The following is an 18,188-nucleotide window of genomic DNA, read 5'->3' as shown; positions in this document are numbered from 1 at the left end:
GCCCAGGCCCATGCTGCCTGATACCTGCACCGTTCCCGGGCGTTGTCCCGTTTGCCTGCCACCCGGCCGGATGATGTCCACCCGGCCGCAAACCGTCCCACGGCCCCAGCGGAGAGAAGCCACCATGCGTATCGTCCACGGCCTGCTCGCGGCCGCCCTGCTCGCCCCGGCCCTGGCCATCGCCCCCGTCTGGGCCCAGACCCGCGTGGGCGAGGTCAGCACCACCTTCCGCATGGTCGGCCCGAACGACAAGGTGGTGGTGGAACGCTACGACGACCCCAGGGTGCCCAACGTCTCCTGCTACGTCTCCCGCGCCGATACCGGCGGCCTCTCCGGCTGGGTCGGCCTGGCGGAGGACCCCTCGCGCTTCAGCCTCGCCTGCCGCGCCACTGGCCCGGTGGCCCTGCCGGCCGGCGTGCCGCAGACCGAATCCGTATTCCGCCAGTCCTCCTCAGCCCTGTTCAAGGCCCTGACGGTCACTCGCATCGTCGACATGGAAAAGCGCGTGCTGGTCTATCTGATCACCAGCACCAAGATCATCGACGGCTCGCCCTTCAACAGCGTCACCGCCGTGCCGATCGACGTTCCGGCAGGCCGCTGAACGAAGCGATGCGTTGCGTTGTCAGGGGCAGGAAGAAAAGAAAAGGGCCGGGGAAGGAATTCCCCGGACCCCATCTTTTTTCTGCGCGTTTGGCGTCAGGCTGTAGGACTGAGAGCGGACGCCGATTGATGATTTTAAAAATGGGCCACGCGGGCTGAACTGTCAGTCGCCGGAGGTTCAGGACCTCCGGCGCACCCAGCCGTATCTCAAGCCAGACCTATCAACGGCCCCGCCGGCAACAACTCGAAAAAAGAAAAGATGGGGTCCGGGGAATTCCTTCCCCGGCCTTCCCTCCAACCCAATCGAGCCGCCGGGCGTGGACCCTACGCCGCCTCGGCCCGCACGCGTGCCCGCCAATCGGCCAACACCGTGTCCAGGGTTTCGTCCCACGGCACCGTGGCGCTCCAATTCAAGTGCTGGCGTGCCAAGCTGGCATTGCCCAGCGTCCGCATGACGTCGGTGGGGCGCAGGCGGCCGGCGTCTTCCACCACCTTGACCTGCGTATCGCTACGGCTGAGCAGCGCGTCCAGGATATCGCCGATGCGGCGCGGCTGACCGGAGGCGATGTTGAACACGCTGGCCACCGGCAGCTCCGGCGCCGCCTTCAGGGCCAGCACGTAGGCATCGCAGACGTCGCGCACATCCAGGAAGTCCCGCCACCGGTCCAGGGCACCGACGCGCATCACCGGTTCCTGCAACCCGACCTCGATGCGCGCGATCTGGTGCGCGAAGGCGGGCACGACGAAGCTGTCGCTCTGCCCGGTGCCAGTGTGGTTGGACGGGCGCATCCGCACGCAGCGCAGCCCCCGCAGCGCCATCTCGCCGAGCGCGATGTCGCAGGCGGCCTTGCTGGCGGCGTAGGGGTTGCCCGGGCGCATCGGCGCGTTCTCGTCCAGCGCCGCGTCGATGTCGCGGAAGCTGAGCCCGTAGGTCTCGGCGGAGGAGACGAACAGGAAGGTCGCCTGGGGCGCCCGCTTCAGCACGCTGTCGGCCAGCGCCAGCGTGCCCAGCAGGTTCACCCGCCAGGTATGCACCGGGTCGGCGAAGGCGGCACCGACGGCGGCCTGCGCCGCCAGGTGCACGATGGCATCGGGCATCGCCTCGGCCACCAGGGCATCCAGGCTGGCCGGTTGCTCCAGGTCCATGGACAGGTGGAGGTCGGCCACTGGGCAGCGCGGGGCGCCGTCCCGCTCGGCCGCCACCAGCGTGGCGCGGGGGAAGGCATGCCGCAGCCGCGACATCAGGTGGCGGCCGACGAAGCCGGCTGCCCCCGTGACAAGGATCTTCTGCGGCATGCCGGTCGCCATCAGGCCTTGTTAGCCGCCATCCGGGCGTTGTGGCGCTTCAGGTCGGCCTCGACCATCTCCTGAACCATCTGCTCCAGCGTGATCTCCGGCGTCCAGCCCAGCTTGGCGGTGGCCTTGGCCGGGTTGCCGTGCAGCACGTCCACCTCGGCCGGGCGCATGAAGGCCGGGTTCACCGTGACGTGCTTCTCGTAGTCCAGTCCGACATGCGCGAAGGCGATGCGGCAGAACTCACGCACCGTCGTGGTGCGGTGGGTGGCGACGACGTAGTCATCGGCCACCTCCTGCTGCAGCATCAGGTGCATGGCGCGAACATAGTCCTTCGCGTGGCCCCAGTCGCGCTTGGCGTCCAGGTTGCCCAGCGGCAGCTCGGTCGCCAGGCCCAGCTTGATGCGGGCGACGCCGTCCGTGATCTTGCGGGTCACGAATTCCAGGCCACGCAGCGGGCTCTCGTGGTTGAACAGGATGCCGCTGGAGGCGTGCAGGCCGAAGGACTCGCGGTAGTTCACCGTCATCCAGTGGCCGTACAGCTTGGCCACCGCATAGGGGCTACGCGGGTAGAACGGCGTGTTCTCGTCCTGCACCGGCTCCTGGATCAGGCCGTACATCTCGGAGGAGCTGGCCTGGTAGAAACGCGCCTTGGGGGCGACGAGGCGGACCGCCTCCAGCATGTTGCCGACGCCCATGGCGGTGACCTGCCCGGTCAGCAGCGGCTGGGTCCAGGAGGTCTTCACGAAGCTCTGGGCGCCGAGATTGTACACCTCGTCCGGCTTCGCCTCTTCCATCACCCGGATCAGGGAGGACAGGTCGGTCAGGTTGCCGTCCAGCATCGTCACCTGACCGTCAATGCCCAGCCACCGCAGGCGGGCATCGATCACGTCAGAGGAGGCGGAGCGGCGCAGCAGGCCGAACACCTCGTAGCCTTTCTCCAGCAGCAGCTGGGAGAGATAAGCACCGTCCTGGCCGGTGACGCCGGTAATCAATGCACGAGGCATGTCAGCAGGTCTCGTCTTTCATAAGGTCTGTTGTCTAGCGGTTAGGCCGCAGGAGGGCCAGTTTCGCGCCTTGGCTCTGTTTCAGTTGCCGCCTCGCTGTCAAGCTCAGGCTCCGCCTTTGGGCCTGTCGGACAGCAGCGCTTCGTAATCCGGAATCGGTATGGAAACGGGGGCCGGGTGGAAGGGCCGCTCCGCCAGGGCCTGCAGCAGGCTAGCCGCCGCCGCGATGTCCGGCTCAGCCCAGGAAGCGCCGGGGATGTCGTAGATCTCCTGCGGGTCATGCGCCGGCACCAGCCGGTAGGGCACCATAAAGGCTCCCGGACCTGTCATGAAGTCCATATTGCCGGACCAGCCGGTGGCGATGACGGCACGTCCCAGCGCCATCGCCTCGGCAATGGCGAAGCCATAGCCCTCGGACCGGTGGAGGGAGAGCATGCAATCCGCCGCCGCCACCAGCGCCCACAGCCCGGCGCGGGGCAGATGCTGCTCCATGATGCGGATATTGGGATGCGCGGCGGCGGCACGCGCCACCTCCGCCCAGCCCGGGCCGGCATCCGCCGTGGCATGCGTCTTGATCACCAGGATGCGGTCTGCCCGGTCGCCGAAGGCGGCATGGTGCGCCGCGATCGCGCCCAGCGGGTTCTTCCGCGCCAGGGAGGAGGTGGCGTCGAACAGCGCGAGCGTGACGAAAGCTTCCGCCGGCAGGCCGAAATCGGCACGGGACAGCGCCGAGGGTTCGGGGCGCGGCAGAATCGGATAGGGCACCACCCGCACCGGCGGGCAGCCAGGGGCGGCACGGCAGGCCTGGGCGACGAACTCGGCGCCGACCCAGATCTCATGGCAGCAGGCGAAGCCACGGTGCCAGTCCGCCGGCAGCACCGGCAGCTCCCAGTTCCATACGGCGATGACGCGCTTGCCACGCACGGCGCGCTTGCCCAGCACCTTCAGCGCCCAAGGCAGCATGAAGCCGTTCACATGCACCAGCAGCGTGCCGGGCCCCGCCGGCACCGGCACGGGCGGGCGGGCGCCCTCGGGGCCGGTGCGCTGGCGCAGCGGGCCGGTCAGGTCCACCTCCAGCGGCTGCAGCCCGCTCTCCCGCATCCCGGCGGCCAGGCGGCGGGTGGCGGCGCCCAGCCCGGTGGCGGCGCTGAAATAGCCGGCGACGGTCAGGCTACCGCCATGCCGCCAATCCCCATCCGGCTCCGGCCGGTCGATCCGCGGCGCCAGCGCGGCCATGGCGCCAAACAGTGCTTCCCGCCGCAGCCGGCGCGGCAGCAGCGCCCACAGGCGGCGGATCACGCGCTTGCCCCGGTGCCGCTGGTGGCGACCTTGGCGCCGGAGCCCGGCCGCACCCAGGGGCGGATGCCGTCCAGCAGCGTCTGGGCCTGGGCGCCCCAATCCATCAGCTCGGCACCGTGGCGGCGGGCGCCCTCGGCCAGGCTGGCATACAGCGCCTTGTCCTCCAGCAGCCGCGCCATGGCAGCGGCCAGCGCCCCGGCGGTGGGGGCGGCGGCCAGCAGGCCGGTCTCGCCATCCCGCAACTGCTCGGCCAGGCCGCCCACCGGCGTCGCCACCACCGGCACGCCACAGGCCAGGGCGATCGGGAGCACGCCGGACTGGCTGGCCTCCCGGTAGGGCAGCACCACGGCGCGGGCGGAGGCAACCAAGGCGGGAATGGCATCATCCGCCACCCAGCGCGGCTCCACCGTCACGCCCGGCAGCGCCGAGAGGCCGGGGGCGGCGGCCTCGATATCGCCCTCCCCCACCACCCGCAGCGTGGCGGCGGGATGCGTTTGGCGGAGTTGCGCGAAGGCGTCCCGCAGCAGGTCCAGGCCCTTATAGGCCCGGATGCGGCCGAAGAAGAGGAAGTCGTGGCTGACGGCCGTGCCCGACAGCGCGCCCCTTGGCGCTTCCCCCGGCAGATGCGCGCCGAGTGGCAGGCGGAACAGCGGCAGCCCGGGTGCCTGTGCGCGGATGACATCCTCCACGGCGGCGGAGAGTGTTACCGCTCCACGTGCCGCCGCCAGTTCCCGCCGCAGCCGCCAGTGCCAGGCGATGGCGGGGTCGCCGGGATGCGGCAGGCCGTCATGCAGGATCGGCACGAAGGGAATGCCGGCGCGCCGCAGGGCCGGCGCCACCAGCGGCGTCCACAGATGCGGCATGGCGGAGAGCACGACATCGGCGCCGAACAGCTGCGCCTGCCGCCGCAGCCGCCGCGCCAGGCCGCGCACCCGCGCGAAGCCCAGCGCGAAGCCCAGCGCATTGCGGTAGGTGGGCACGCTGTCGCACGGCACGCCCAGCGCCTGGAACTCGCGGACCAGATCCCCCTCGCGCGAGACGGACAGCGCCAGGGAGACATCCGGCCGCTCCATCAGCCCACGGGCCAGGCACAGCGCGAATTGCGCCCCGCCGCCCCGCCGCCCCCAGTACCAGAGCAGGACCCGCAACGGCGCGGCTCAGATGGCCACGCGCACGCCGAGCTCGACCACGCGGTCGCTCGGGATGCGGAAGAACTCGGTGGCGGGCACGGCATTGCGGCTCATCACCGAGAACAGCGCCTGCTGCCAGCGCGGCAGCTTGGGCACGGCGGCGGCCACCAGCGTCTCCCGCCCCAGGAAGTAGCTGGCCTGCATCGCCTCGAAATCGACGCCGTACTCGCGCAGCGCCTCCAGCTCCCGCGGGATGTTCGGGCTCTCCTGGAAGCCGTAGCGCAGGATGACGCGGTGGATACCCGGCGCCATCTCCGTCACTTCCCGCCGCTCCTGCGCCTGGGGCACGTCCTCGTTGATGACGGTGACGAACAGCACCCGCTCATGCAGCACCTTGTTGTGCTTCAGGTTGTGCAGCAGCGCATTGGGCAGGTAGTCGGCCTGGCCGGTCATGAACACGGCGATGCCCGGCACGCGGATGGTACGGGACTGCGGCAGGCGGGCCAGGAAGGACTTCAGCGGCAGGCTGTCCTGCCGGAAGCGGTCGAACAACAGGTCCCGGCCCCGGCGCCACGTCATCATCATCACGCAGAGCAGTGCGCCGAGGACCAGCGGCACCCAGCCGCCATCCGGCACCTTCAGGACGTTGGAGATGAAGAAGCTGAGGTCCAGCAGGAACAGCGGCACCATCACCGCCACCACGCCCAGCACCGGCCAGTTGAAGCGCCGCCGCAGCACCAGCCCGGCCAGGATGGAGGTGCAGAGGAAGGTGCCCGTCACCGCGATACCGTAGGCGGCGGCCAGGCTGTCCGAATCGTGGAAGGAGAGCACCAGGATCACCACGCCGGCCAGCAGGGCGTAGTTGATCTGCGGCATGTAGATCTGCCCCTCCTCCGTCTCGCTCGTATGGTGCACGACCAGGCGGGGCATGAAGCCCATCTGCACGCATTGCCGGCCGATGGAGAAGGCGCCCGAGATCATCGCCTGGCTGGCGATGATGGTGGCCAGCGTCGCCAGCACCACCAGCGGCAGCCGCAGCCAGTCCGGCGCCAACAGGTAGAACGGGTTCTCCAGCGCATGCTGGTCGCTCAGCAGCAGCGCGCCCTGGCCCAGGTAGTTCAGCGTCAGGGACGGCAGCACGAACCACAGCCAGGCGAAGCGGATGGGCCTGGCGCCGAAATGGCCCATGTCGGCATACAGCGCCTCCGCCCCCGTCACCGCCAGCACGACGGAGCCGAGCGCGATGAAGGCCGCCAGCTTGTAGGTGGCGCAGAAGGTGATGGCATGGTGCGGGCTGAGCGCCGCCAGCACCTCCGGCTCCTTGATCACCTCGATGAGGCCGAGGATGCCGAGGCTGGCGAACCATACCGCCGTGATGGGGCCGAAGATGCGCCCCAGCCCGTGCGTGCCGCGATGCTGCACCAGGAACAGCGCCACCAGGATGGCCAGGGAAATCGGGATGACCGCGCCGTCGAAGGCGGGGGAGACGATCTTCAGCCCCTCCACCGCCGAGAGCACCGAGACCGCCGGGGTGATGATGCCATCCCCGAAGAACAGCGCCGCGCCGATGACGCCGACGATGGCGACGAAGCGGCGGGAACGGTCGGACCGCGCCACGCGCTGGGCCAGGGCCATCAGCGCCAGGATGCCGCCCTCCCCCCGGTTATCCGCGCGCAGCACCAGCAGGACGTATTTCACCGTCACCACCAGGATTAGCGACCAGAAGATCAGGCTGAGGACGCCGAGGATCTCCCACCGCTCCAGCCCATCGGCCGAGAAGTGCAGCAGGGAGGCACGCAGCGCATAAAGCGGGCTGGTGCCGATATCGCCGAAGACAACGCCCAGGACGCCGAGAACCAGCGCAGGCGTCATCGGGCGGGCGTCAGGAGATGAGGAAATGGAGGACACGGCCGTGCTGGTTTGGTGCAGCCGCAACGCATAGGGGTTCGGGGGGTTGCCATGCAAGGGCCGGCTCCCCCCGGGCCGGCCGTCGGGTGGGGTCTAAGGCCGGGGAAGGAATTCCCCGGGGCCCTTCTTTTCTTTTTCCGAGTTTTTGCCGAGTGGGCCGTTGAGAGGGCGGGTCTAAGAGACGGTTGGGTGCGCCGGAGGTCCTGGACCTCCGGCGACTGCGGATTCAGCCCGCGTGCCCATTGATAAAATCATCAAGAAGCGCCCGCTCTCAGTCCCGCAGCGCCACACCAAACTCGCAGAAAGAAAGAAGGGGTCCGGGGAATTCCTTCCCCGGCCTTCTCCAACCTCCGGACATCGCCCCCGGGGCAGGAGCCGATGGCCAAGCCAGCGCCAGGGGCAAGGCGGAACCCGCCCCGCCCCTTCCCGCCGGTCAGTGCCCGCGCAGGATCTGGCTGAGGAACATCTTCAGCCGGTCCGTCTTGGGGTCGTTGAACACCTGGCTCGGCGTGCCGGATTCGACCACTTCGCCGCGGTCCATGAACACCACGCGGTCGGCCACCTGCTGGGCGAAGCCCATTTCGTGGGTCACGCAGATCATGGTCATGCCGGTATCGGCCAGCATCACCATGGTATCCAGCACTTCCTTGATCATTTCCGGATCGAGCGCCGAGGTCGGCTCGTCGAACAGCATGATCTTGGGCTTCATGCACAGCGCGCGGGCGATGGCCACGCGCTGCTGCTGGCCGCCGGAGAGCTGGCCGGGGTACTTCAACGCCTGCTCGGGGATCTTGACCCGGCGCAGGTATTCCATCGCCTGCTCCTCCGCTTCCTTCTTGGGGGTGCGGCGGACCCAGATGGGGGCCAGGGTGCAATTCTCCAGCACCGTCAGGTGCGGGAACAGGTTGAAGGACTGGAACACCATGCCGACCTCGCGGCGGATGGCGTCCAGGTTGCGCATGTCGTCGTTCAGCTCGATGCCGTCGACGATGATGCGGCCTTCCTGGTGCTGCTCCAGCCGGTTGATGCAGCGGATCATGGTGGACTTGCCGGAGCCGGACGGCCCGCAGACCACCACGCGCTCACCCTCGGCCACGCTGAGGTTGATGTCGCGCAGCACGTGCATCGCGCCGTACCACTTGTTCACCTTGTCCAGCAGGATGGCCGGCGGTGCGTCGGTACGGGCGGCGGAGGCCACAGCGGTTTCGGTCGTGACGCTCATCGGGACGCTTCCTTGGCGGTGCGGTTGATGGGGGTGGGCATCAGCGCACCCGGTGCTGGTTCAGGCCACGCTCCAGTCCCTGGCTGTAGCGGGACATGGCGAAGCAGAAGATGAAGTAGATGATGCCGACGAAGACATAGACCTCGATGCCGAAGCCCTGCCAGGCGGGCTCGACGATGGCGGTCTTGCCCGCGGTCAGCAAGTCGAAGATGCCGATGATCAGCACCAGCGACGTATCCTTGAACATGCCGATGAAGGTGTTCACCAGCGGCGGGATGACCAGCCGCAGCGCCTGCGGCAGGATGATGAACAGCGTCTTCTGCCAATAGGAGAGGCCAAGCGCGTCCGCCGCCTCGTACTGCCCGCGGGAGAGCGCCTGCAGGCCGCCGCGCACCACTTCCGCCAGGTAGGCGGCGGCGAACAGGATGATGGCCACCTGCGCGCGCAGCAGCTTGTCGATGTTCATGCCTTCCGGGAGGAACAGCGGGAACATGACGCTGGCCATGAACAGCAGGGAGATCAGCGGCACGCCGCGGATCAGCTCCACGTACACGACGCAGAGCATCTTGATCGCCGGCATCCTGGACCGGCGGCCGAGGGCGACGAGGACGGCCAGCGGGAAGGCGAAGGCGATGCCGAAGGTGGACAGGATCAGGGTGATGACCAGACCGCCCCAGCGCTCCTGCGGCACATAGGGCATGCCCAGCGCGCCGCCCCACATCAGGAAGCCGATGAGGAACAGCACGCCGGCCCAGATCAGCGCCAGCTCCTTCCGCCAGAAGCGCCGCATCGCCGAGACGATGTAAAGCCCGATGAACAGGAACACGCAGACCAGCGGCCGCCAGTGCTCATCGTAGGGGTAGGTGCCGAAAAGAATGAACCGGTGCTTCTCGGTGATCACGGCCCAGCAGGCGCCGGCGCCCTGCAGGGCACGGCAGGCCTGGGTCTGCGCACCCTGCGCGTTCACCGGCACGGACCAGATGGCGTTGATGAACGCCCAGTCGACGAAGCCGATAATCCAGCGGGCCAGCAGATAGGCCAGCGCCAGCGTGACGGCGGTGGACAGCCAGGAGGAGAACAGGCTGGCCCTTGCCCAGGCCACCGGCCCCACCACGGTGATGGGCGGGCGGCGGGAGGGGGTGTCCGCCGAAACGGCGGGGGCGTGGAGGGTGGCGTCGCTCATCGGGTCAGCACTCCACCGGCGCGGTGCGCGGAAGGCGCCCAGGGGTTTGAAGGCGGGCCATGATCAACGCTCCACCAGCGCGATGCGCGAATTATACCAGTTCATGAACAGGCTGATCGATAGGCTGATGGTCAGGTACACGCCCATGATGATGGCGATGCCCTCGATGGCCTGGCCGGTCTGGTTCAGCGTGGTGTTGGCGATCGAGACGATATCCTGGTAGCCGATGGCGACGGCCAGGGAGGAATTCTTGGTCAGGTTCAGGTACTGGCTGGTCATTGGCGGGATGATCACCCGCAGCGCCTGCGGCAGCACCACCAGCCGCATGATCTTGCCGCGCTGCAGGCCCAGCGCCTCGGACGCCTCCCACTGCCCGCCCGGCACCGCCTGGATGCCGGCGCGGACGATCTCGGCGATGAAGCCGGCGGTGTAGGTGACGAGGCCGGCCAGCAGGGCGAAATACTCGGGCGAGATGCTCATGCCGCCCTGGAAGTTGAAGCCGCGCAGCGCCGGGATGTCGCCCTGGAACGGTGCGCCCCAGGCGGCCCAGATCACCAGCGGCAGGCCGACGATCAGCCCGACCGCCGCGGGCCAGATCTTGCGCGGCTGGCCATCCTGCATCTGCTTGGCGCGGGCGGAGCGGCCATACACGACCGCCGCGATGATGCCGACAACCATGCCGAGCAGCGCGAAGCTGTGCGCGTCCTCCCACTGGATCCAGGGCAGGCGCAGGCCGCGGTTGGAGAGGAAGACGCCTTCGACCGGGTGCATCGCCTGGCGCGGCCCGGGAAGCGTCTGCATCAGCGTGTACCAGAACAGCAGCTGCAGCAGCAGCGGCAGGTCACGGATGACTTCGATGTAGGTGGCCGCGATGCGGGAGAGCAGCCAGTTCTTGGAGAGGCGCGCGATGCCGATCAACGTGCCCAGCACGGTCGCCAGCACCACGCCGATGACGGCGACCTTCAGCGTGTTCAGCACGCCGACCAGCAACGCCCGCGCATAGGTGCTGGCAGGTGTGTAGGGCACCAGCGATTCGGCGATGGGCAGCCCCGCCTCGCGCGTGAGGAAGCCGAAGCCGGTAGCGATGCGGCGCACTTCCAGGTTGTGCCGGGTGTTGCCCACCAGCCACCAGATGACCCCTGCCACGACGCCGACGATCAGCACCTGCCAGATGATGGCGCGGAACCGCTCATCCGCCCATGAGAGGCGCAACCCGCGTTTGGGTGGTGCGCGAAGCAATCGGGGGTCAGCGGCCGTGTCGGACATCGGGGAGCCTCTCGTCATTGCAAATGTCCGCCGCGAGCGGGCGGGGACGGTGGCCGGGCAACCGCCCGGCCACCGGAGTCAGATCAACGGAACGGCGGAGAGAACTGCAGGCCGCCATTCGTCCACTGGGCGTTCGGGCCGCGCTGGATGCCGATCGGTGCCAGGTTGCGCTCGAAGATCTCGCCGTAGTTGCCGATCTTCTTGACGATGTTGGCAGCCCAGGCGTTGTCCAGGCCCAGCATCTGGCCGAGGCCGCCGTTCTTGCCCAGCAGGCGCTGCGCTTCGGGGCGGGCATCGCCGGCCACGGCCTGGTCCACGTTCGCCGTGGTGATGTTCAGCTCCTCGGCCGTCAGCAGTGCGTTGTGGGTCCAGCGCACGATGTCGGCGAAGCGCGGGTCACCCTGGCGGACGAACGGGCCCAGCGGCTCCTTGCTGATCACTTCCGGCAGGATCACGTGGTCCGCCGGGTTCGGCTGGGCAGAGCGGGTGGCGGCCAGGCCGGACACGTCCGTGGTGTAGGCATCGCAGCGGCCGGCGGCATAGGCGCCGACGACTTCCTCGACGCGCTCGATCACCACCGGGGTGAACTGGATGCTGTTGGCGCGGGCCCAGTCGGTCAGGTTCTGCTCGGTCGTCGTGCCGGGCTGGACGCAGATGGTGGCGCCGTTCAGCTCCTTGGCCGACTTCACGCCCAGGCTGGCCTTCACCATGAAGCCCTGGCCGTCATAGAAGTTGATGGCCGGGAAATCGAAGCCCAGCGACGTGTCGCGGGACAGCGTCACGGTCGTGTTGCGCGCGGCCATGTCCACTTCGCCGGACTGCAGCGCCGTGAAGCGGTTCTGCGCCGTCAGCGGCACGTAGCGCACCTTGGTCGGGTCATTGAAAATAGCCACCGCGACGGCGCGGCAATAATCGACGTCGAAGCCCTGCCAGGCACCCTGGCTGTTCGGCTGGGCAAAGCCCGCCAGGCCGGTGTTCACGCCGCAGATCAGCGCGCCGCGGGCGCGAATCGCACCCAGCGTATCGGCGCCGGACGCCGGCGCCGCCTGCTGCGCCAGGGCGGGCATGGCCGCGGCCGTGACGAGGGCAACCGCGCCAAGGGCCCGGATGGTGGTGGCGCGCAGTGTAGCAAGCCGTGTCGGCTTCATCGTCACTCTCTCCCAAATCCACTCGGCCCGACCGCGCCTCAGGGGGACGACGGGCATTTATTCGACGCACGGACCGGCGAGCGTCGCCGATCTTCCCAGGCGTAATGCTGCCATGAGAAAGACGCAATGGTGCCATGCCGTCTCACTCCGCGAGAAGCATGGTTTCACTCCATAAGCAAACTTCTTGCCAGCTGTTGCCCCTGCCCCCCCCCGCCCAGCAAAATGCGGCCCACCCCACGGCGGAGATGCCCACCCTTCATGCGGATGCTGGACAAGACCGAAACCACCGCCCGCCTGCCCTGGCCCGCCCTGCTGGAGGCGTTGCGGGAGATGTTCCGCACCGGCTGCGAGGCCCCGCTGCGCCACCGGCACCCTTTGCCGCAAAAAGAGGCAGCCGAAGGCTCCCTGCTGCTGATGCCGGCCTGGCAGGCGCACCGCTTCACCGGGGTCAAGATCGTCCACGTGAATCCCGCCAACGCGAAGCAGCCCGGCCTGCAGGCGGTGCACTCGGTCTACCTGCTGTCGGACGGTGAAAGCGGCCAGCCGCTCTGCATCCTGGATGGCGGCACACTGACCGACCGCCGCACCGCCGCCGCCAGCGTGCTGGCCGCCGGCTACCTGGCGCGGCCGGACAGCCAGACCCTGCTGCTGCTGGGCAGCGGCAAGGTGGCCCACGCCCTGGCCGAGGCCTATGCCGCCCGCTTCGGCCTGCGCGACATCCGCATCTGGTCCCGCCGTGCGGAGAGCGCAGCAAAGCTGGCCGCCAGCCTGGCGGCCGCCGGCCTGCCCGCCCGCGCCGTGGCCACGCCCGACCCGGCGGGGGCCGACATCATCTCCGCCGCCACCCTCTCCACCACGCCGCTGCTGGCCGGCGCCAGCATCGCCCCCGGCACGCATGTGGACCTGATCGGCGCCTTCCGGCCCGACATGCGCGAAAGCGACTCCGCCCTGGTGCGCCGCGCCCGCCTGTTCGTCGATACCCGCCCCGGCGCCCTGGCCGAGGCCGGCGACGTCGTGCAAGCCATCGCCGATGGCAGCATCGACGCCAACCACATCCAGGCCGACCTGTTCGACCTCTGCCGCGGCACGCATCCCGGCCGCACCAACGCCGGGGACGTGACCCTGTTCAAGTCGGTCGGCTGGGCGGGGGAAGACCTCGCGGCGGCTGTGCTGGCCTATGAGAGCGAGGGGGCGGGGTGACGGGATGGCCGGGGAAGGAATTCCCCGGACCCCATCTTTTCTTTTTTCGAGTTTTGCGGGCGCGGCTGCAGAGGGGGTGCGCCTGAGATACGGCTGGGTGCGCCGGAGGTCCTAGACCTCCGGCGACTGGGGTTCAGTCCGCGTGGCCCATTATTAAAATCATCAAGCAGCGCCAGCTCCTATTCCTGAAGCGCCACACCAAACTCGCAGAAAAAAAGAAGGGGCCCGGGGAATTCCTTCCCCGGCCTTCGCTTCCCTGAACCGGCCGCCCCCAAACGAAAAACGCCGGCCTCCTTGCGGAGACCGGCGTTCATATCGTTCGGGCTGAAGCGCTGTTTAGCGGCGCAGGCCGAGGCGGCCGATCAGGCTCTCGTAGCGGGTCTGGCTCTTCTTCTTGGTGTAGTCGAGCAGGCCACGACGCTGGCCGACCAGGACCAGCAGGCCACGGCGGCTGTGGAAGTCCTTCGGGTGGGCCTTCAGGTGCTCGGTCAGCGAGGAGATGCGCTCGGACAGCAGGGCGACCTGCACTTCCGGGCTACCCGTATCGCCTTCCTTCGTCGCGTATTCCTTGATGATTTCGGCGCGACGCTCAGCGGTCAACATCGACATCGGCTTCAGCCTTTCAGTTCTGTGTCGTCATCCGCGCCCACGGGCGGCGGTGCGACAAATGTCGTCTCACCCGGGCCAAGCCAGCGTTCGGGGCGGACAAGTCCGTCCTCCAGCCTGGCCAGGCCCTTCAGGCGCCCCCCCGCCATCGCGCGCACCAGGCCCCCTGCGGGGTTGGCGTCGTCCGGGATCCGCCCCATCAGTTCGACCAGGGAGATGGTCTGGCCGAAGGATAGGCGGGCAGCCTCTGCGTCCGTTAGGGCCAGTGCCGGGATGTCGGCCAGCGCGGTCGTTACGGGGAGCAGGAGGTCCGGGGAAGGAGGCGGGGTATCCTCCGTCGGAAGCAGTTTGTCCAGCGGAATCGCCGCCGCTTCCAGGAAGGGACCGACCCGCATGCGGCGCAACGTGGCAATATGCCCCACGCTGCCCACCGCGCGGGCGATATCGCGGGCGAGGGAGCGCATATAGACGCCCTTGCCGGACTGCACGGTGAAGATGGCGGTGTCCACGTCCGGGCGCGACTCCAGCTCGAACTTGTCCACCCGTGCCGGGCGGGGGGCGAGCTCGACCAGCTGGCCTTCGCGCGCCATGTCGTAGGCGCGCTCGCCATTCACCTTGATGGCGGAATAGATCGGCGGGATCTGCATGATGTCGCCGATGAAGGCGGGCAGCGCCGCGCGGATCTCGTCATCCGTCGGGCGCACATCGGAGGTCGCGATGGTCTTGCCATCCGCGTCGTCCGTATCCCGCTCATCGCCGAACTTCAGCGTGAAGCGGTAGGTCTTGGTGCCGTCCATGACGTAGGGCACGGTCTTGGTGGCGGCGCCGAAGGCGATGGGCAACACGCCGGTGGCCAGCGGGTCCAGCGTCCCGCCATGCCCGACCTTCTGGGCGTTGAAGGCGCGCTTCAGCTTGTTCACCACATCCGTGGAGCCCATGCCGGAGGGCTTATCGACGATCAGCCAGCCATCGAGCGGGAGTCCGCGTGGCTTGCGGTGCGGGCGAGGCATCTTTGCGAGTTCCAGTCAGTCGTTTCAGTCAGGGCGTGCAGCCGGGGCGCTTGGGCTGAAGCGTCCCGGCTCGAAGCAGCGGTGGCGCGCCGAGGCGCCTACGCCTTGGCGCGAAGGCGTCCAGCGCATTGACGCGAAGGCGCCGCTCAGGCCGCCGGCACCGGGCGTGGGCGCCCGGTCTGGTCCAGCGCCACGAAGGTGAACACCGCATCGGTCACGCGGTTCATGTGGTCCCCTTCCCGCTCCCGCCGCCAGGCTTCCACGCGGATGCGCATGGAGGTCCGGCCGGTGGTCAGCACGGTGGCGTAGAAGGAGACCTCGTCGCCCACCCGCACCGGGGAGAGGAAGCTCATCGCCTCCACCGCCACGGTGGCGCAGCGGCCCCGGGCGCGGCGGGTGGCGGCGCTGCCGGCGGCCATGTCCATCAGCCCCATCAGCCAACCGCCGAAGATATCGCCGGCCGGGTTGGTATCCGCCGGCATGGCGGTGGTGCGGATGACGGGGTCGGCCTTCGGCGGATCTTCCGGCGGCGGGCGGTTGCTCATTCGGTCTCGGCCTCGGGGTCGGCGTCACTGGCGGGCAGGCCAGGCTTGGCCGGGCGGCCCTGCAGGTCCTGCAGCACTTCCGGCCGGCGCATCACGGTATCGATCTTCGCGGCATATTCCAGCGCCTCGTCATGCTGGAAATGCAGCTCCGGCGCGTGGCGCAGCCGCACGGCACTGGCCACCTGCTTGCGCAGCCAGGGCTGGATGCGGCGCAGGCCGTCCATCTCTTCCTTGCTCAGCCGGCGGCCGAGGCCGCTGACGAAGCAGGTCATGTGCTGCAGGTCGGGGGAGGCGCGCACCTCCGTCACCGTCACGCGGGTGTCCAGCAGGTCCTCGTCGCGCATCTCGCCACGGGTGAAGACGGCGGAGAGTGCGTGACGCACTTCCTCCGCGACACGCAGCATGCGCTGGGTGGGGCCGCTGCCGGCCGGTTGCTTGGCCATGGATGAGGGTCTTCCACAAAGAACAACAGCCCGGCGGTCGCCCGCCGGGCTGCAGAGAATAGGATCAGGTGCCAGGACCTCGCGAAGCCCGCTGCCGGCTTGTGCCGGCCGGGGCCGCGAGGGCGGCCCGCCACCCGTGGAGCGTGTGGCTCACGTCCGGCGATTCCGCCTTCAGCGACCACACACTCCGGCGACGGTGCCGAGGGCGCGAAGCGCCCGCCCGGCGTCCGAGGGTACGATCAGACCGCCGCGACGGTCTCCGTCTCGTAGCACTCGATCTGGTCGTCGACGCGGATGTCGTCGTAGTTGGCGAAGCTCATACCGCAATCGTAGCCGTTCGTGACTTCCTTCACGTCGTCCTTGAAGCGGCGCAGCGTCGCCAGCTCGCCCTGGTGGATGACGACGCCGTCGCGCAGCAGGCGGACACCGCAACCGCGGCGGACCACACCTTCGGTGACGCGGCAACCGGCGATCTTGCCCAGGCGCTTGACCTCGAAGACCTGCAGGATCTGGGCGTAGCCCAGGAACTTCTCCCGCTGGATCGGGGCCAGCTTGCCGCGCACCATCGCCTGCACGTCGTCCGACACCTGGTAGATGATCGAGTAGTACCGGATGTCGACACCGTCGCGGTTCGCCATCTCGCGCGCCTGGGTGGTGGCCCGGACGTTGAAGGCGACGACCACGGCGTTGGACGCCTTGGCCAGCTGGATGTCGGATTCGGTGATCTGGCCGACGCCGCTATGCAGCACCCGCACCTTCACCTCGTCTCGCGACAGCTTGTTCAGCGTCACCACCAGCGCTTCGGCGGAGCCCTGCACGTCGGCCTTGACGACGACGGCCACTTCCTTCTGCACGCCAGCGGCCACGCGGGCCATCATGTCGGCCAGGGTGCCACGGGCCGCGCCGGCGGCAGCCGCCTGCTTGTCCCGCGCCACGCGCTGACGGTACTCGGAGATCTCGCGGGCGCGGCTCTCGTTCTCGACGGCCACGAAGGTCTCGCCAGCGGTCGGCACGCCGGACAGGCCCAGGATCTCGACCGGCAGGCTCGGGCCCGCCTCCTTCACCTGGCGGCCCTTGTCGTCCAGCATGGCGCGCACGCGGCCCCATTCGGCGCCGGCCACGACCAGGTCGCCCTGGCGCAGCGTGCCCTTCTGGACGAGCACGGTGGCCACCGGGCCACGGCCCTTGTCCAGCTTGCTCTCGATCACGGTGCCTTCGGCGGCACGGTCCGGGTTCGCCTTCAGGTCCAGCACCTCGGCCTGCAGCAGGATGGCTTCCTGCAGCTTGTCGAGATTGGTGCCCTTCAGCGCCGAGACCTGGATCTCCTGCGTGTCGCCACCCAGGGATTCCACCACGATCTCGTGCTGCAGCAGTTCCTGCCGCACGCGGTCGAGGTTCACGCCCTGCTTGTCGATCTTGTTGACCGCCACGATCAGCGGCACGTTCGCCGCCTTCGCGTGGTGGATCGCCTCGATCGTCTGCGGCATGACGCCGTCATCGGCGGCGACGACCAGCACGACCATGTCCGTCACCGACGCGCCACGGGCGCGCATGGCGGTGAAGGCCTCATGGCCCGGCGTGTCCAGGAAGGTGATCTTCTGACCGCCGGCGATCGTCACCTGATAGGCGCCGATATGCTGCGTGATGCCACCGGCCTCGCGCGCCGCCACGTCGGTCTTGCGCAGCGCGTCCAGCAGGCTGGTCTTGCCGTGGTCGACATGGCCCATGATGGTCACGACAGGCGCACGCACCTGCAGGTCGGTGTCGATGTCCGCAGTGCCGGTCAGGCCCTGCTCGACATCGGCTTCCGACACGCGCTTCACGCGGTGGCCGAACTCGTTGACCACCAGCTCCGCCGTATCGGCATCGATGGTCTGGGTCAGCGTGGCCATCACGCCCATGCGGAACAGGGCCTTCACCACCTCGCCGCCACGGGCGGCCATGCGGTTGGCCAGTTCCTGCACGGTGATGGCTTCCGGCACCACCACTTCGCGCACGACCTTCACGCCGTCATTGCGCAGGCGCTGCAGCTCCTGCTGCCGGCGCTCACGCTCACGGGCGCGGCGGACGGAAGCCATGGAGCGGCTGCGCTCGTCCTCGCCCTCGATCGCGGCGGCGACGTCGATGCGGCCGTCACGGCGGCGGTCGGTAACCGGGGTCTTCTTGACCGGCACCGGCATCGGCTTCTTGGCGGCCAGCGGGCCACCCATCGGCCGGCGCGCGGGACCGCGACGCTCTTCCTCGCCACCCTCGTCCCGGCCCCGCAGGGTCAGGCGCGGCGCGGCGGCACCGGGGGCAGCCGCCGGCGCGGCGGCACCCGGGGCAGCG

At 69.0% G+C, this 18,188-nt stretch carries 16 protein-coding genes; 2 read left to right on the top strand and 14 right to left on the bottom strand.

The features are described from left to right. The first annotated feature begins 124 nt into the window (after nucleotides 1–124). On the top strand, nucleotides 125–601 hold the full coding sequence (locus IBL26_RS20150) for a CreA family protein (protein WP_187786307.1): 477 nt from the start codon (nucleotides 125–127) through the stop codon (nucleotides 599–601). Nucleotides 602–924: 323 nt separating this feature from the next. Here IBL26_RS20150 and IBL26_RS20145 read toward each other — a convergent pair whose 3' ends face one another. The 9 genes from IBL26_RS20145 to IBL26_RS20105 form a co-directional block, all read right to left on the bottom strand. Next, the gene (locus tag IBL26_RS20145) at nucleotides 925–1,896 is read right to left on the bottom strand and encodes a GDP-mannose 4,6-dehydratase (protein ID WP_241749612.1); all 972 of its coding nucleotides are present in this window, start codon (nucleotides 1,894–1,896) and stop codon (nucleotides 925–927) included. 11 nt (nucleotides 1,897–1,907) lie between these two features. Next, nucleotides 1,908–2,900 carry a GDP-mannose 4,6-dehydratase gene (locus IBL26_RS20140; RefSeq protein ID WP_187786305.1) on the bottom strand — a complete coding sequence of 331 codons (993 nt, stop codon included), beginning with the start codon at nucleotides 2,898–2,900 and terminating at the stop codon, nucleotides 1,908–1,910. 105 nt (nucleotides 2,901–3,005) lie between these two features. Next, on the bottom strand, nucleotides 3,006–4,199 hold the full coding sequence (locus IBL26_RS20135; RefSeq protein WP_187786304.1) for a glycosyltransferase: 1,194 nt from the start codon (nucleotides 4,197–4,199) through the stop codon (nucleotides 3,006–3,008). Further along, a complete protein-coding gene (locus IBL26_RS20130; protein WP_187786303.1) occupies nucleotides 4,196–5,347 on the bottom strand; it encodes a glycosyltransferase family 4 protein in 1,152 nt (383 codons plus the stop codon). Before IBL26_RS20130 ends, IBL26_RS20135 begins: the two co-directional genes overlap by 4 nt. A gap of 9 nt (nucleotides 5,348–5,356) precedes the next feature. Continuing rightward, on the bottom strand, nucleotides 5,357–7,201 hold the full coding sequence (locus IBL26_RS20125) for a potassium transporter Kup (protein WP_187786302.1): 1,845 nt from the start codon (nucleotides 7,199–7,201) through the stop codon (nucleotides 5,357–5,359). A gap of 469 nt (nucleotides 7,202–7,670) precedes the next feature. Beyond that, nucleotides 7,671–8,459: an amino acid ABC transporter ATP-binding protein gene (locus tag IBL26_RS20120; protein WP_277817345.1), complete on the bottom strand. Its 789-nt coding sequence runs from the start codon at nucleotides 8,457–8,459 to the stop codon at nucleotides 7,671–7,673. Nucleotides 8,460–8,499: 40 nt separating this feature from the next. Continuing rightward, nucleotides 8,500–9,642 (bottom strand): amino acid ABC transporter permease, encoded by a 1,143-nt coding sequence (locus tag IBL26_RS20115; RefSeq protein WP_187786301.1) that lies wholly within the window; start codon nucleotides 9,640–9,642, stop codon nucleotides 8,500–8,502. A 63-nt stretch (nucleotides 9,643–9,705) separates the two neighbouring features. Then, the gene (locus IBL26_RS20110; protein ID WP_187786300.1) at nucleotides 9,706–10,908 is read right to left on the bottom strand and encodes an amino acid ABC transporter permease; all 1,203 of its coding nucleotides are present in this window, start codon (nucleotides 10,906–10,908) and stop codon (nucleotides 9,706–9,708) included. Nucleotides 10,909–10,991: 83 nt separating this feature from the next. After that, nucleotides 10,992–12,056: an amino acid ABC transporter substrate-binding protein gene (locus IBL26_RS20105; RefSeq protein ID WP_187786299.1), complete on the bottom strand. Its 1,065-nt coding sequence runs from the start codon at nucleotides 12,054–12,056 to the stop codon at nucleotides 10,992–10,994. 258 nt (nucleotides 12,057–12,314) lie between these two features. On the opposite strand from IBL26_RS20105, the gene lhpI reads away from it, so the two are divergent. Next, on the top strand, nucleotides 12,315–13,256 hold the full coding sequence (gene lhpI / locus IBL26_RS20100; RefSeq protein ID WP_187786298.1) for a bifunctional Delta(1)-pyrroline-2-carboxylate/Delta(1)-piperideine-2-carboxylate reductase: 942 nt from the start codon (nucleotides 12,315–12,317) through the stop codon (nucleotides 13,254–13,256). A gap of 336 nt (nucleotides 13,257–13,592) precedes the next feature. Here the strand turns inward: lhpI and rpsO are convergent, their stop codons facing one another. The 5 genes from rpsO to infB all read right to left on the bottom strand — a co-directional run. Beyond that, on the bottom strand, nucleotides 13,593–13,865 hold the full coding sequence (gene rpsO, locus IBL26_RS20095) for a 30S ribosomal protein S15 (RefSeq protein ID WP_408901958.1): 273 nt from the start codon (nucleotides 13,863–13,865) through the stop codon (nucleotides 13,593–13,595). Nucleotides 13,866–13,870: 5 nt separating this feature from the next. After that, nucleotides 13,871–14,872, bottom strand: coding sequence for a tRNA pseudouridine(55) synthase TruB (gene truB, locus IBL26_RS20090; protein ID WP_187786297.1), 1,002 nt, complete (start codon nucleotides 14,870–14,872; stop codon nucleotides 13,871–13,873). Nucleotides 14,873–15,018: 146 nt separating this feature from the next. After that, entirely contained in the window at nucleotides 15,019–15,417 is a 399-nt protein-coding gene (locus tag IBL26_RS20085; RefSeq protein WP_187786296.1) for an acyl-CoA thioesterase, read from the bottom strand. Next, on the bottom strand, nucleotides 15,414–15,860 hold the full coding sequence (rbfA, locus tag IBL26_RS20080) for a 30S ribosome-binding factor RbfA (protein WP_187786295.1): 447 nt from the start codon (nucleotides 15,858–15,860) through the stop codon (nucleotides 15,414–15,416). The genes IBL26_RS20085 and rbfA overlap by 4 nt, the downstream gene beginning before the upstream one ends. A 239-nt stretch (nucleotides 15,861–16,099) precedes the next feature. Next, on the bottom strand, nucleotides 16,100–18,188 hold a 2,089-nt coding region (gene infB, locus IBL26_RS20075), incomplete at its 5' end, for a translation initiation factor IF-2 (protein WP_241749610.1).

Origin of the sequence: Teichococcus aerophilus, assembly GCF_014490485.1 — a bacterium.
Taxonomy (GTDB): domain Bacteria; phylum Pseudomonadota; class Alphaproteobacteria; order Acetobacterales; family Acetobacteraceae; genus Pseudoroseomonas; species Pseudoroseomonas aerophila.
The sequence above is the reverse complement of the archived record's forward strand: the minus strand, read 5'-3'. Positions and strand labels throughout refer to the sequence as shown.